Here is a 13,248-nt window from a genome sequence, read left to right as displayed (position 1 = left end):
AGGAGGCGGTGAACTGAGGAGGTCGGCTGTGGATAGAGATCACCTCGCGGAGACCGAGGGCGCCCTTACCGTCACGGATCGCCTCTGGCGCGCCGAAATGCGACGGGTTTTCGGACCGGACGCGGTTCTGCTCCACGGCTTCAGTGCCGAACGGCAGGGTGAGCCCGGCTCGCGGCTGCGCACGACCTTCGAGGCGCGACGCTGTGCAATCGCGGCATGGCGGCATGTGAGACGTCCGGCGGCGTAGACCGGGCGTACGAACAGGCCTCGCTGTTCACGTCCGTGAAGTTCCGGCGCCCCGCCGCAAGCTTCAAGAATTGGCAGTGGTGCTTCGATCCAGGAAGGCGCATAGCCTCGTAATCCCTCCGCGCAATCCCGTGCTTTGGGCGACGAAGCGGAGACCAACCAACATGGCACGCGAATTCACGACCGGCAAAGCCCAGGCGGTCACGCCCGAGGACTTCAACGAGCGCGTCAAGCGCCTCTTGGCCAACAAGCCTGAATCTGTCGCCCCTGAACCGAAGATCAGAGCCAAGACTGGCAGGCCACCGCAGAAGGCCTGAGGACGCGGGCCCCGGGGCGCCTGCCGCCCCGCGGGCGCCGGGCCCAGTCCCGGGCCGGCTCGATTGCGGAGCGCGCGTCCTGACAGCACGTCCTCGGCATCCCCGCAGGCGGGCTGCCCGTACGCCCCAAACCGCATCGACATTTTCCACGAGGGCAGGCCGATTACGAGCGACACACGCGTCCGCGGCGGCGCACGAGAAGCAGTTCCAAGGTCTGCCGCTCCCTCCGCCCCGGATCGATCATGCGGTACCTGCACGGTGTGCTGTCGCGTTCTGGAGATTCAGGCTCTCGACAAGCCCGCGGGCATGATCTGCCGCCACAACACCGGAACAGGTTGCGGCATCTACCCTGAGCGCCCGGAGGCCTGCGCCCGATGGCATTGCCTATGGCGCCGGATCGACTCACTTCCGGACGCGCTCAGGCCCGATCGATCCGGCGTGATGTTCTCGTTGGATAGCCGCTCCCCGACAGCCGATGCGCCGGATGCGGCCTGCATCGTCGGCCGCGCCGTGCAGGACGTCCGGGACTTCGATCGACCGGAAACCGTCGAAGGTTTTGCGATGTTCGTTCACGAGGGATCGTTCCCGGTTTGGAAAGTATCCGAGCGCGGGGCCCTCTTGGTGTATCCGGGACCACAGAGCGTGCTGCCGTGACGAAAGCCAGCCGAGATGTGTTTCGCGGTGATCCGCACAGAATGGCAACGTGGCACTGAACGCCGCCGACCTCTCGAATCTTAGAGATCCTCGGGATTGCTATCGCGGCCAACTGGGGGCGTTCGACCCTGCCCATTCAGGAGATTCCGATGCCCGTCATCCGGTGGTTGATCTCCAAAACAATTCACTTCTTCCTCGGCAGCGCGGATGCGCGCAGGTCCGGCGCGATCGCCAAGCAGAAGGAGAACGGAACCTTCGAGGGGGCGTCGGCTGAAAAAGCCCGGACCTTCGAAGATCGCTATGCCGCCGCTGTGCGGCTCCTCAGAACACGGGTCGATCAGGCGTTTCCCGATGCCTACTATGCGCGGCTGAGTTCGGGACGAAACAGCTCCTATGACTACGGACAGGACCGTGCCCTCGCCATCGACACCATGTCGATCGCCATCGCCATGGCATTGAGGAATGGCGCGACGATCCAGCAGGCTGCCAACGCCGGCGCAGCAAGCATCGGGATCTGACGACAGATCGCCTGCGGCAGGAGCCGGCGCAACGTCGTCGATGACGGTAGCGCTCGTGGGCGGAGAGGTTCAGCGAGATCGCCGGGGGCCGTCGAATTCCCGGGTCCGCATTGCGTGACTCCGGAACTATCCGTGCCACGGGGGACGTCATCGCCCCGTCGATTTTGCCATCGCGCGTGTCCGCTCGATCATCGCGGGCAGCGCTGTGCGGAAGGCGTGCTGCTCCGGTGAGCTGAGCGCTCAGCCCATCGAGGATCGTTGTCCGTCGTTCCGCATCATCCTCATGCAGGATCGCCCGAAGCAGGATGTCCTGTGCTGAAGCGAGATCGGCCCGGTTCGCCCTGCTGACGAGCGCCCGGCGTTATACCAAGCCCGCATCGCCATCAGTCATGTCCAGATCCATCAATGGCCTCGCGGCAGGGGCGTCCTGGGCATCAGGCCCTCGACGCGCAACTTCAACCGCGTCGCCCGGATCGCCTCCACGGTCCGCCGCGGGACATCCCGGGCGATGCCCTCCGCTTCGAGGTCCGTAAGGCGATCGATCAGCAGGCCCCGCTCCTGAAGGCCGGGATGCTGCGACATGTGGAGGACCACGGTGATCAGCTTCCGCATCACCGGGCATAGGCGCGGTCGGCCGGGCTCTACCATCGGGGCCGATTGTAGCGGTCGCGCATCTCCTCAGCCTCGCCCGCCGGTCTTCATGGCAGCCGCGACCGTGCCCTTGGTCGAGGGGGCCGCCGCGTTGGTCTTGGGCACGGGCTTTTTCGGCTTCTTGGTCTCACGATTTCCGCGCTTCTTGTCCGTCGCCATGGTCGCGCTCCTGGATTTGCTGTGAAGCCGGATAGAATCGTCTCACAATCCCGTCGGCGGCCGGTCCGCAAGCAACCGGATCGACGTCGCGATCGGATTTTCAATCGCGCAGATCACGGCCACGAGGCGGGGGCCCGCCCAGAGTTCGGCGCGATCCCCCGCGGCCAAATCCGCCGCCTGCCGCTTTGCGTCGACGTCGTCGCGGGCCGTGATGATACGGGATGCGATCACGCCGCCGCTTTGGGCGAACCGATGCACCTGATAGGCGCGGCGCGCGTGCCGTGAGCGGCGGATGACAGGAAACTTGATGAGGTCAGCCATGCGCGCCTGTCCGTCGCAGGCGGGGGCACGAACCCTCAGCCACCGGAGCCTGGATCAACCAATCCGGTGATATCGGCATACTGCGCCCTTCGGCCGGACAAAGATAGCCCGCTCGGACGGAGCCCGGCGCCGTTCCGCGCTGCTGCGTGGGCGGCATTGAGGAACCAGGATGCACCGCTGCGCATCGTGCGCGACGGCCGCTTGGTATCGGCGCCACTTACGCACTTCGACGCCGTGCTCATCTCCCAAGCCACACGAGACTGGGAAGTCGCTGCAAAAGTGATCGGGCGCACCCTGCAACACTGACCGACGCGGTTGACCCACCCGGTCAGGTGGTCCGCGACATCGTTCTGTTCGGTCGTCTCCCGGCTCTTGGAGAGGCAGGAGGTCGTGAGATCGAGGGAGCGGGACCGGGTCTGCGCGAGCACGAGGTCAGGAAGCCTGCTGCGCGGTTACCAGCCTGAGATGTCGAAGCTGGCGCCGCCCGGTGCCCGCCTACTGAGGCCTTCGAGGCGGATCTCAACGGCGGATTGCGCGAACGTCCTCTTCTGCGCCGCTGATCCCTCAGTGCCGACCGGCAGAAAACCACCCCTCTGAGACGTTCGCCGGGGTGCTGGGCGCCGGCCGACGATGGCCGGACGTCGAAGGTCCGCTTCGCAGAGAGCTTGCCGGACAAGCGGACGAGCCCCCCGATCGATCTCCGGCATGCTGCGGGTCGCCAGGGCTTTCAGAACGCGGTCGGATCGCGCCCACCCGCAGGCGCCCTGGACGGCACCTTGCACCCGATGTCGGGGGCATTGCTCCCCGACGGCGTTGCGGGTGTGGCACGATCACTTCAGGCGCGCGGCCGCCCAGGCAATATGGTCGGCCATGAAGGTCGAGATGAAGAAGTAGGAATGGTCGTAGCCCTCGCGCATGTTGAGGGTCAGGGCGATGCCGGCCTTCTTGCAGGCCTCTTCCAGCAGCCAGGGGCGAAGGCCGTCCTGAAGGAAGCTGTCGGCGGTGCCCTGATCCACCAGGAACTCGGGGAAGCGCTTGCCGTCCTCGATCAGCGCGGTGGCGTCGTGGGCGCGCCAGGCGACCGGGTCGGAACCGAGATACTTTTCGAAGGCCGGCTTCGACCAGCCGGCCGTGGAGGGCTGGGCGATCGGCGCGAATGCGGAGCAGGACTTGAAGCGCTCCGGGTAGGTGAGCGCGATGGTGAGCGCCCCGTGTCCGCCCATGGAATGCCCGAAGATGCCCTGACGGGTCATGTCGGCGGGGAATTCCTTCGCGATGAGCGCGGGCAGCTCTTCCGTGATGTAGCTCCACATCCGGTAATTCGTGTCATAGGGCGCCTGCGTGGCGTCCAGGTAGAAGCCGGCGCCGGAGCCGAACTGCCAATTGCCGTCCTCGTCGGGGATGCCGGGGCCGCGCGGGCTGGTATCGGGAGCCACGATGATCACGCCCTGCTCGGCGGCTGCGGCCCGGTACTCGCCCTTGTCCATGACGTTGGCGTGCGTGCAGGTGAGGCCCGACAGGTACCACAGCACCGGGACCGGGCCGTTCTCGGCCTGGGGCGGTACGAACACCGCGAACGTCATCGCGCATTGCGTGGTCTGCGCATCGTGCTTGTAGACACCCTGCGTGCCGCCATGGGCGCGGGCCTTCGAGATGGTTTCCATCAGCTTTGTTCTCCTACCCGGGAGGCGAAAGCCCCGCGCGGGGCTGGATGGTGTGGGACAGCTTTTGACGGAGCCCAGCGACGTTTGGATCGCTCGCCGCGTGCCAGTCTCCCGCGTGGGCTCAGGGCAGGATGCGGGCGTCCCTCGCGAGGGGAACAGCCGGAGGGGGCGCGGATCCTCAGACCCAGAGGAAAGGATCCGCGCCCATCCTGCTCAGTAGACGACGACGGACCGGATCGACTTGCCCTCGTGCATCAGGTCGAAGCCGTGATTGATGTCTTCGAGCGGCATCGTGTGGGTGATCAGATCATCGATGTTGATCTTGCCCTCCATGTACCAGTCGACGATCTTCGGCACGTCCGTGCGACCGCGCGCGCCGCCGAAGGCCGAGCCCTTCCAGACGCGACCGGTGACGAGTTGGAACGGACGGGTCGAGATCTCGCGGCCGGCCTCGGCCACGCCAATGACGATCGACTCGCCCCAGCCGCGATGGCAGCACTCGAGGGCTTGGCGCATCACATGGACGTTGCCGGTACAATCGAAGGAGAAGTCGGCGCCCCCGCCGGTGAGATCGACGATGGCCTGAACCACCTTGTCGGTTCCAACCTCGGTCGGATTGATGAAGTCGGTCATACCGAATTTGCGGGCCATGGCCTGCTTCTCCGGGTTGATGTCGACGCCGATGATTTTGTCAGCCCCGACCATGCGGGCAGCCTGGAGAACGTTGAGGCCGATGCCGCCGAGGCCGAAGACCACCACGTTGGCGCCCGGCCAGACCTTGGCGGTGTAGATCACCGCGCCGATGCCGGTGGTCACGCCGCAGCCGATGTAGCAGATCTTGTCGAACGGGGCGTCCTCGCGGATTTTGGCCAGCGCGATGGCGGGCAGCACCGTGAAGTTCGAGAAGGTCGAGCAGCCCATGTAGTGGAACACGGTGCTCGATCCGGCGGGGCTGCCGCCGGTGGAGACGCAGGAGAAGCGGCTCGTGCCGTCCGGCATCACGCCCTGGCCCTGGGTCGCCCGGATCGCGGTGCACAGGTTCGTGCGCTGGGAGAGGCAGGACTTACAGTTGCGGCATTCCGGTGTGTAGAGCGGGATGACGTGGTCGCCGGGCTTCAGCGTGGTGACGCCGGCGCCGACCTCGCGGACGATGCCTGCGCCCTCGTGGCCAAGGATTGCCGGGAACTTGCCCTCGGAATCGAGGCCCGAGAGGGTGTAGGCGTCGGTGTGGCAGATCCCGGTGGCCATCAACTCGACGAGAACCTCGCCAGCCTTGGGTCCCTCGATGTCGATAGTCTCGATTGTGAGGGGCTTCTTCGCCTCCCACGCGACCGCGGCGCGCGTCTTCATCACGGATTCCTATTGTCTGGATGATCACGGACGGCGCCGAACTGCCGACTCTTCGGCGCACCTCACTCAAGGGCTGCGCACCGAACGGTCCGAGAATCTGTCGCGTGTGTGATGCTTCTTGTGCCCGGATGCAACGTCTGCATCCACGTTTCCGTAGGTCCGGGACATGGGTCCCCTCCGCGCCGACCGGGGCCCGTGCGAACTCGCGACCCTGGATCGCACCCTCCCGAAAACCCGGATCACGGGTTTCAACGCTCTCACTACCGGCCGGGGAGAGCCGGTGCCGATTGCGCCTCCGCCTTCCCGGGAGTCCGGCGCCCATCTCGTTTGGATCCCCCCTTGGATCCTCCCTCGGATCGGTTCGCGCCAAACGTCGGATTTTGCAGACCGCTGGTCACGACGTGGCGCATCGGAGCGTGGCAGGTCGACGAGACTGTCGAAGCGGCGGGCGAGGAAGCACGCGCCACGTCGTGATGCTTCGACAGCTGACCCCGAGGCTGTGGGCGACGCCCCCGTTCGTGGAGCCGGGCTCGGCGCAGGCCAGCACGATCCGGGCCCGCTGGGCCAGCGCCTGACCGCCATCGGACTTGCCGAGGCCCAAGCGCAAGAACTTCAGGACGGCGCTCGTCCCCGAACCCTGGCCGCCGATGAACGCGGTGAAGCCCTTGTTGACGAGGATGACGCGCGTATCGGCACCGGTGATGCTGGAGCGGATCGCGATCCTGACGACGCGGTTGGTCGGCGGTTGCGGCGGCATGTGCATGATGCGCGCCTCGTCGGCCAGAGACGCCTGACGCAGGACTTCCACGGCGGGTTCACCGAGGCGGGCCGAACACCGGCCCGAGCCGCTTCGCGGCCGCGATGACGTCGGGGAGGAAGGCGCCATCGTGATGGTCGGCGACAGCCACCGCGCCAAGCCCGTGGCGGAGCGCCTCGGCGACGAAGGCGTCGTCCCAGTCGTAGACGAACGCGTCAACGTCGCGCTTGTCCGGCGCGGGCTCAATGCCCCGGGCGCAAAGAAACCCGCTCACGCATTCGGGGCCGGAACTCAATGATCAGGCTGGCCTGGACGCGTGCCGACAAACTTTGCGCCCCCAGGCCGACACACTCCCCGCGCCTGCCGACAAACGTCCTGCGCGCGCACAATCAATCGCGCACGACCACCTTGGTGCCGACGCGGACCCGATCGTAGAGATCGACCACGTCCTTGTTGGTCATGCGGATGCAGCCGGAGGAGACCGCCGCGCCCATCGTGTCCGGCTCGTTGGAGCCGTGGATCCGGTAGAGCGAGGAGCCGAGATAGAGGGCGCGGGCGCCCAACGGATTGTCCTGGCCGCCGGCCATGTAGCGCGGCAGGTCCGGGCGGCGGGCCAGCATCTGCTGCGGCGGGCGCCAAGCCGGCCATTCCTTCTTCATCGTCACGGTCTTGGTGCCGGACCAGGAGAAGCCCTGACGGCCGACGCCGACGCCGTAGCGGATCGCCTCGCTGTTACCGAGAATGTAATAGAGCCGGCGTTGGCGGGTGGAGATCACGATGGTGCCGGGCTTCTCGGTGCTGTTCCAGCCAATCGTCTCGCGTGGGATTGCCTGACTGCGGAAGACATTCAGGAAATCCGCGATCGGCCCGCTGTCCAGCGGGCCGGCGGACGCGGGCGTGCTCCCCAGCAGGGCACCCGCGAGCGCGAGCATCGCGATCTGTCTCGACATGGTTTCCATCCCTCCTTGATTGCGGCGCAGGCCTCGGCGGCGGCCGCTCGGTCATGCGCCGAACCCGGCCCCGACTTCGCGGCAAGGTTGAGGCCGGGCTGCCGGGGAGGGTTCTTCCGGGCGTGGTCGTTGCTTTCGTGCAACAGGGACCGGACGGCGCGACGCCATGGGTGATTGAACCCGGTGACGGCCATGCTTATCTCAAGTTCGTGATCCAATCCGCCGCCCTCCTGGCCCGCCGTGTCGCGGGCGCGCCGGAGCGCCTCGTCCGGGGCCTCGCCGTGCTGGCGCTGCTCGTCCTCGCGACGGTGGCGGTGATTGCCATGCCTGCGCCGACTGAGGCCGCGCGGGTGGAGGGGCCGGCCTGCGCCGTCGCGGGTGCCCGCATGGCGATCCTGTCGGGCACACCGGATGCGCAGCCCGAGGCCGAGCGTTCGGGTCTCGGACGCACCGACCTCTGTGCCGCCGACAGCGAGATTTTCACCGAGCTGGGTCTGCCACGACCGCCGGTTGAGGCGCCGCGGCCTGGACACACTGTCTCCGCATCGTTCGATTACAGGTCCGATGCCGTGCCGGCCTCCGTGCCGGACGGCTCGCTGCACCGGCCCCCGCGGCTGGTCTGACGCGCGCCCTCGGCCGGACGGCCGACGCGGGGTGTGCCTGTCCGGATCACCCCCGGCCGGTCGCGGATCGGCCCCGGGATTCGCCTCGACGATGCGCGGGCCCATGCTCCGCGCCGCCTTGCAGACGCATGCTTTCAGGAGCGTCGGTACTCGTGACCCGTAATCTTCCCGCCCGACTCCCGTTTCCGCGCCGCGCCGCGGCGATCCTGCCCGCGGCCCTGTTTCTCCTCGGCCTTGCGGCCTGCAACCCGAAGCAGGCCGCCGCACCGGCCCCGCCCGTGCCGGAGGTCGGCTACGTCAAGGTGGAGCCCCAGGCGATCCCGTACCTGCGTGACCTGCCGGGCCGCGTCGCGCCGATGCGCATCGCCGAGGTTCGCGCCCGGGTGTCCGGCCTCGTGGTCAAGCGGTTGTTCGAGCAGGGCAGCATGGTCAAGGAGGGGGACATCCTCTACAAGATCGACCCCGCCCCCTACGAGGTCGAACTTGCCAGCGCCGACGCGGCGCTGGCCCGCCAGGAGGCCGCCCAGGTGCTGGCCCGCCAGCAGGCCGACCGGCTTGAGCAGCTGCTCTCCCGCGCCACCGCCAGCCAAGCGCAGTACGATGCGGCCTTCGCGGCCAAGAAGCAGGCCGAGGCCGAGGTGGCAGGCGCCAAGGCGAGCCGCCAGAAGGCGCAGCTCAACCTCGACTGGACCGATGTGCGCGCGCCGATCACCGGCCGCATCGGCCGGGCGCTGCTGACCGAGGGCACGCTGATCGAGCCCGGCGCCATGGGGGCGCTCGCCACGATTCAGCAGCTCGACCCGATCTACGTCGACATCACGCAATCGGTGGGCGAACTCAACCGCCTGCGCCGGGACCTCGCCAGCGGCGAGCTGGCGCGGCTGGAGGACAACACCGCCAACGTCCACCTGATCATGGACGACAATTCCCTCTACCCGCTGGCCGGCCGCCTGCTGTTTTCGGACGTCACCGCCGACCCGAGCACCGGGCAGGTCACTTTGCGGGTGCAGTTCCCGAACCCGCACGACGAGCTTTTCCCCGGCATGTACGTCCGGGCGCGGATCAAGCAGGGCATCGATTCCGACGCGATCGCGGTGCCGCAGCAGGCGATCCAGCGTACCGATGACGGCCGCGCCGAGGTCTGGGTGGTCCGCGCCGACGAGACCGTGATGCGCCAGCCCGTCGAGGTCGGGCCGGTGGTCGGCCAGAACTGGCTGATCCGGTCCGGGCTCAAGGCCGGCGAGCGGGTCGTGGTCGACGGCTTCCAGAAGATCACCGTGGGCGCCAAGGTGAAGCCCCTCGATCAGACCCCGGTCCATGGCGAGACCGGCCCGAAGCACGATGCCGACGAGGCATCCGACGCGCCGGGCGACAAGAATGCGGGCGACACGGCGAACGCGGCGCAGCGCGCCGCCGCCCAGCGTCACTGATCGCGGGAGACCCCGACCATGGCACGCTTCTTCATCGACCGGCCGGTCTTCGCCTGGGTGGTGGCCCTGTTCATCTGCCTGGGCGGCGCACTCGCCATCCCGAACCTGCCGGTGGCGCAGTATCCGGTGATCGCCCCGCCCTCCATCGCGCTCTCGACGGCCTATCCGGGGGCCTCGGTGGAGAGCCTCTACGTCGGCACCACCCGGCTCATCGAGGATGAGCTGAACGGCGCCGCCAACATCATGAACTTCGAGTCGACCACCGACTCGTTCGGCTCGGTCAACATCACCGCCACCTTCCAGCCCGGCACCGACCCGTCGCTCGCCTCGGTGGAGGTGCAGAACCGGTTGAAGCGCGTGGAGGCGCGCCTTCCGGCTGAGGTGCGCCAGAACGGCATCCTCGTGGAGGAGGCCTCGGCCGCGACCCTCAACATCATCACCCTCGTCTCCAAGGACGGGTCGATGGACGAGGTGGGCCTCGGCGACTTCCTGATCCGCAACGTCATCAACGAGATTCGCCGCATCCCCGGCGTCGGCCGCGCGACCCTCTACTCCACCGAGCGGTCGCTCCGGGTCTGGGTCGATCCCGACAAGCTGCGCGGGCTGTCGCTCAACGCCTCGGAGGTCACCGAGGCGATCCGCAACCAGAACGTCCAGGTCGCCTCCGGGGCGGTCGGCGCGCAGCCGAGCCCGACCGGGACGGCGCTCACCATGCCGATCATCGTGAAGGGCCAGCTCGGCACGATCGAGGAGTTCGGCGCCATCGTGCTGCGGGCCAATCCCGACGGCTCGAACGTGCGCCTGCGCGACGTCGCCCGGATCGAGCTCGGCGGCGACGCCTACCAGTTCTCCACGCGCCTCAACGGCGGCCCGGCCGCCGGCATCTCGGTGACCCTCGCCCCCGACGGCAACGCGCTGGAGACCGCCAAGGCGATCCGCGCCAAGATGGTCGAGCTGTCCCAGTTCTTCCCGCCGGACCTGAAGTGGGACATCCCCTACGACATCACCCCGGCGGTGGAAGCCTCGATCGAGAAGGTGCTGCACACGCTGGTCGAGGCGGTGGTGCTGGTCTTCCTCGTGATGTTCCTGTTCCTGCAGAACATCCGCTACACCCTGATCCCCACCATCGTGGTGCCGATCGCCCTGATGGGCACCGTCACGGTGATGTGGCTCGCCGGCTTCTCGGTGAACGTGCTCACCATGTTCGGCATGGTGCTGGCCATCGGCATCCTGGTCGACGACGCCATCGTGGTGGTGGAGAACGTCGAGCGGATCATGAACGAGGAGGGGCTGCCCCCCAAGGAAGCCACCAAGAAGGCCATGGGGCAGATCACGGGCGCGATCATCGGCATCACCCTGGTGCTGATGGCGGTGTTCGTGCCGATGGCGTTCTTCCCCGGCTCGGTGGGCATCATCTACCGGCAGTTCTCGATCGCGATGGTTACCTCCATCGCGTTCTCCGCGCTGCTCGCCCTGTCGCTGACGCCCGCGCTCTGCGCGACCTTCCTCAAGCCGGTCGCCAAGGGCCACGGCCATGCCAAGGGCGGCGTGTTCGGGATGTTCAACCGGTTCGTCGACCGGGAGACCGCCCGCTACGGCCGTGGCACCGCGGCCTTCATCCGCAAGTCCGGCCGGGTGATGCTGGTCTACCTCGCCCTGGTGGCGGGGACCGCTTACGCCTTCGTCAACCTGCCGGAGGGCTTCCTGCCGGTGGAGGATCAGGGCTTCTTCACGGTCGACATCCAGACGCCGCCCGGCGCCTCCTACAACCGCACCCAGGAGGCGGTCCGCAAGGTCGAGGAGTACCTGCTGGCGCAGCCCGGCGTCGCCACCGTGACGATGCTCAACGGCTACTCGTTCTCAGGGCAGGCGCCTAGCACCAGCCAGGCCTTCGTGACCCTCAAGCCCTGGTCCGAGCGCGACGCCAAGAGTTCGGCCGCCGCGCTGGTGGCCAACACCAACGCGGCGCTGGCCAACTACCGGGATGCCACGGTGGACGCCCAGGAACCGCCGCCGGTGGACAACCTCGGCAACGCGGCGGGCTTCTCGTTCCGCCTGCAGGACCGGGCGAACCGCGGATACGCGGCGCTTCTGGGGGCCCAGGAGCAACTGCTGAAGCTCGCGCAGGGCAGCCCGATCCTCCAGAAGGTGAAGATCGAGGGCCTGCCCCCGACCCCGCAGGCCGAGCTGGTCATCGACCGCGAGAAGGCGGCGGCTTTGGGCGTGAAGTACGAGGACATCAACGCCACGATCCAGCTCAACCTCGGCTCGGTCTACCCGAACGATTTCCCCAACCGGGGCAAGATGCAGCGGGTCTACGTGCAGGCCGAGCAGCTCCAGCGCATGAACGCGTCCGACATCCTCAACTACGCGGTGAAGAACGCCACGGGGACGATGGTGCCGATGTCGTCCTTCGCCGAGTTGAAATGGGGCATGGGGCCGAGCCAGATCGTCGGCTACAACGGCTACCAGTCGGTGCGCTTCACCGGCGAGCCGAACCCCGGCTACACGTCGGGTGACGCGATCGCCGAGATGGAGCGGCTGATGCTCCAGCTGCCCAAGGGCTTCGGCTACGCCTGGACCGGCCAGTCCTACCAGGAGAAGCAGGCGGGGAGCCAAGCGACCCTGCTGCTGGCGCTCTCGGTGGTGATCGTGTTCCTGTGCCTCGCCGCGCTCTACGAGAGCTGGGCCATCCCGGTCTCGGTGATGCTGGTGATTCCGCTCGGCGTGATCGGCGCGCTGGCGGCCGTGTACCTGCGCGGCATGCCCAACGACGTGTACTTCAAGATCGGGCTGATCACGATCATCGGCCTCTCGGCCAAGAACGCGATCCTGATCGTGGAATTCGCCAAGGACCTCTGGAAGCCCGGCACCTCGGTGGTGCAAGCCGCGATCGAGGCGGCGACGCTCCGGTTCCGGCCGATCGTGATGACCTCGCTCGCCTTCATCTTCGGCGTGGTGCCGCTGGCCATCGCCACCGGCGCCGCCTCGAAGAGCCAGCAGGCGATCGGCACCGGCGTGATGGGCGGCATGATCACCGCGACCGTGCTGGCGGTGTTCTTCGTGCCGGTGTTTTTTGTCGTCGTGATGCGCCTGTTCCGGCGGACGGCGGTGGCGGAGGGGGAGCGGGCGGAAGCTGAGGTGCGCCACGAGCCGGCGCGGGTGGCGGCGGAGTAAGCTGCACCTCAGTGTACTGAGAGAAGCGCGGGTCTCCCTCCCCCCTCTGCGGGGGAGGGTGGCCCCCGAAGGGTTTCAGGTGATGCCAAACCGGATTCCGGCTGACGTCCGCCCTTCATGAAGGCCATCGCTCTGTACTGCACCCGCGCTCGCCACGCCCGACCACGCCGCCCGGCGCGTGGACCCCGCGCCGCCCCTCTCGCAGCCCCGCACCTCGGTGGTGCAAGCGGCCCCCGCGGCGCCTCCGCTCCCGTCCCGCCCGCTCGAGAAGCCCTCGCTCGCCTACATCCTCGCCCTGCTCCCGCCCGTCATCGCCCCCGGCCCCGCCTTCCACGGTCAACCCGCGACCGGCACCGGCGTGCTCGGCGGCATCGCCACCGACCCCGTGCTGGAGGTGTCCTTCTATCCGGGGTCTTTCCTATCGGTGCTGC

15 protein-coding genes and 1 pseudogene are annotated in these 13,248 nt (G+C 67.8%); 8 read left to right on the top strand and 8 right to left on the bottom strand.

Annotated elements, in window-relative coordinates; translation table 11 throughout:
- Positions 1 to 410 precede the first annotated feature (410 nt).
- From MKK88_RS05050 to MKK88_RS05040, 3 genes are all read left to right on the top strand, one after another.
- Positions 411 to 563 carry a hypothetical protein gene (locus tag MKK88_RS05050; protein ID WP_243997509.1) on the top strand — a complete coding sequence of 51 codons (153 nt, stop codon included), beginning with the start codon at positions 411 to 413 and terminating at the stop codon, positions 561 to 563.
- 441 nt (positions 564 to 1,004) lie between these two features.
- The gene (locus MKK88_RS05045; RefSeq protein WP_243997508.1) at positions 1,005 to 1,217 is read left to right on the top strand and encodes a hypothetical protein; all 213 of its coding nucleotides are present in this window, start codon (positions 1,005 to 1,007) and stop codon (positions 1,215 to 1,217) included.
- Between the two features lie 149 nt (positions 1,218 to 1,366).
- Positions 1,367 to 1,735 carry a hypothetical protein gene (locus tag MKK88_RS05040; RefSeq protein ID WP_243997507.1) on the top strand — a complete coding sequence of 123 codons (369 nt, stop codon included), beginning with the start codon at positions 1,367 to 1,369 and terminating at the stop codon, positions 1,733 to 1,735.
- A gap of 402 nt (positions 1,736 to 2,137) precedes the next feature.
- On the opposite strand, the gene MKK88_RS05035 is transcribed toward MKK88_RS05040, so the two are convergent.
- The 3 genes from MKK88_RS05035 to MKK88_RS05030 form a co-directional block, all read right to left on the bottom strand.
- Positions 2,138 to 2,347, bottom strand: coding sequence for a hypothetical protein (locus MKK88_RS05035; RefSeq protein WP_243997506.1), 210 nt, complete (start codon positions 2,345 to 2,347; stop codon positions 2,138 to 2,140).
- A 66-nt stretch (positions 2,348 to 2,413) separates the two neighbouring features.
- On the bottom strand, positions 2,414 to 2,545 hold the full coding sequence (locus MKK88_RS33740) for a hypothetical protein (RefSeq protein ID WP_279602082.1): 132 nt from the start codon (positions 2,543 to 2,545) through the stop codon (positions 2,414 to 2,416).
- A gap of 42 nt (positions 2,546 to 2,587) precedes the next feature.
- Positions 2,588 to 2,866 (bottom strand): hypothetical protein, encoded by a 279-nt coding sequence (locus MKK88_RS05030; protein ID WP_243997505.1) that lies wholly within the window; start codon positions 2,864 to 2,866, stop codon positions 2,588 to 2,590.
- A 66-nt stretch (positions 2,867 to 2,932) separates the two neighbouring features.
- On the opposite strand from MKK88_RS05030, the gene MKK88_RS34225 reads away from it, so the two are divergent.
- On the top strand, positions 2,933 to 3,172 hold the full coding sequence (locus MKK88_RS34225; protein ID WP_409566621.1) for a DUF3658 domain-containing protein: 240 nt from the start codon (positions 2,933 to 2,935) through the stop codon (positions 3,170 to 3,172).
- A gap of 524 nt (positions 3,173 to 3,696) precedes the next feature.
- Here MKK88_RS34225 and fghA read toward each other — a convergent pair.
- The 5 genes and pseudogenes from fghA to MKK88_RS05005 form a co-directional block, all read right to left on the bottom strand.
- Positions 3,697 to 4,530, bottom strand: a complete 834-nt coding sequence (gene fghA, locus MKK88_RS05025) for an S-formylglutathione hydrolase (protein ID WP_243997504.1) — start codon at positions 4,528 to 4,530, stop codon at positions 3,697 to 3,699.
- A gap of 213 nt (positions 4,531 to 4,743) precedes the next feature.
- On the bottom strand, positions 4,744 to 5,880 hold the full coding sequence (locus tag MKK88_RS05020) for an S-(hydroxymethyl)glutathione dehydrogenase/class III alcohol dehydrogenase (RefSeq protein WP_243997503.1): 1,137 nt from the start codon (positions 5,878 to 5,880) through the stop codon (positions 4,744 to 4,746).
- Between the two features lie 396 nt (positions 5,881 to 6,276).
- Positions 6,277 to 6,457, bottom strand: a pseudogene (locus MKK88_RS05015) (IS630 family transposase); the annotation flags it as partial.
- Between the two features lie 238 nt (positions 6,458 to 6,695).
- Complete coding sequence (locus MKK88_RS05010; protein WP_243997502.1) at positions 6,696 to 6,911, bottom strand: hypothetical protein; 216 nt, start codon at positions 6,909 to 6,911, stop codon at positions 6,696 to 6,698.
- A 115-nt stretch (positions 6,912 to 7,026) separates the two neighbouring features.
- Positions 7,027 to 7,587, bottom strand: a complete 561-nt coding sequence (locus tag MKK88_RS05005; protein ID WP_243997501.1) for a L,D-transpeptidase — start codon at positions 7,585 to 7,587, stop codon at positions 7,027 to 7,029.
- A 170-nt stretch (positions 7,588 to 7,757) separates the two neighbouring features.
- Between MKK88_RS05005 and MKK88_RS05000 the strand changes: the two genes are divergently transcribed.
- The 4 genes from MKK88_RS05000 to MKK88_RS04985 form a co-directional block, all read left to right on the top strand.
- Positions 7,758 to 8,210: a hypothetical protein gene (locus MKK88_RS05000; RefSeq protein ID WP_243997500.1), complete on the top strand. Its 453-nt coding sequence runs from the start codon at positions 7,758 to 7,760 to the stop codon at positions 8,208 to 8,210.
- A gap of 128 nt (positions 8,211 to 8,338) precedes the next feature.
- Entirely contained in the window at positions 8,339 to 9,640 is a 1,302-nt protein-coding gene (locus MKK88_RS04995; protein ID WP_409566620.1) for an efflux RND transporter periplasmic adaptor subunit, read from the top strand.
- An 18-nt stretch (positions 9,641 to 9,658) separates the two neighbouring features.
- The gene (locus tag MKK88_RS04990) at positions 9,659 to 12,817 is read left to right on the top strand and encodes an efflux RND transporter permease subunit (RefSeq protein WP_243997498.1); all 3,159 of its coding nucleotides are present in this window, start codon (positions 9,659 to 9,661) and stop codon (positions 12,815 to 12,817) included.
- Between the two features lie 220 nt (positions 12,818 to 13,037).
- Positions 13,038 to 13,248 (top strand): hypothetical protein (locus MKK88_RS04985; RefSeq protein ID WP_243997497.1); only part of this gene is annotated, 211 nt, incomplete at its 3' end.

The sequence above is a fragment of the Methylobacterium sp. E-005 genome, from assembly GCF_022829725.1.
Taxonomy (GTDB): Bacteria; Pseudomonadota; Alphaproteobacteria; order Rhizobiales; family Beijerinckiaceae; genus Methylobacterium.
This window is presented reverse-complemented; position numbering and strand designations above follow the sequence as displayed.

Coding starts and splice junctions, on each gene's coding strand:
- MKK88_RS05050 (WP_243997509.1), top strand. CDS start 411: ATGGCACGCGAATTCACGACCGGCAAAGCCCAGGCGGTCACGCCCGAG.
- MKK88_RS05045 (WP_243997508.1), top strand. CDS start 1,005: ATGTTCTCGTTGGATAGCCGCTCCCCGACAGCCGATGCGCCGGATGCG.
- MKK88_RS05040 (WP_243997507.1), top strand. CDS start 1,367: ATGCCCGTCATCCGGTGGTTGATCTCCAAAACAATTCACTTCTTCCTC.
- MKK88_RS05035 (WP_243997506.1), bottom strand. CDS start 2,347: ATGCGGAAGCTGATCACCGTGGTCCTCCACATGTCGCAGCATCCCGGC.
- MKK88_RS33740 (WP_279602082.1), bottom strand. CDS start 2,545: ATGGCGACGGACAAGAAGCGCGGAAATCGTGAGACCAAGAAGCCGAAA.
- MKK88_RS05030 (WP_243997505.1), bottom strand. CDS start 2,866: ATGGCTGACCTCATCAAGTTTCCTGTCATCCGCCGCTCACGGCACGCG.
- fghA (WP_243997504.1), bottom strand. CDS start 4,530: ATGGAAACCATCTCGAAGGCCCGCGCCCATGGCGGCACGCAGGGTGTC.
- MKK88_RS05020 (WP_243997503.1), bottom strand. CDS start 5,880: ATGAAGACGCGCGCCGCGGTCGCGTGGGAGGCGAAGAAGCCCCTCACA.
- MKK88_RS05005 (WP_243997501.1), bottom strand. CDS start 7,587: ATGTCGAGACAGATCGCGATGCTCGCGCTCGCGGGTGCCCTGCTGGGG.
- MKK88_RS04995 (WP_409566620.1), top strand. CDS start 8,339: ATGCTTTCAGGAGCGTCGGTACTCGTGACCCGTAATCTTCCCGCCCGA.
- MKK88_RS04990 (WP_243997498.1), top strand. CDS start 9,659: ATGGCACGCTTCTTCATCGACCGGCCGGTCTTCGCCTGGGTGGTGGCC.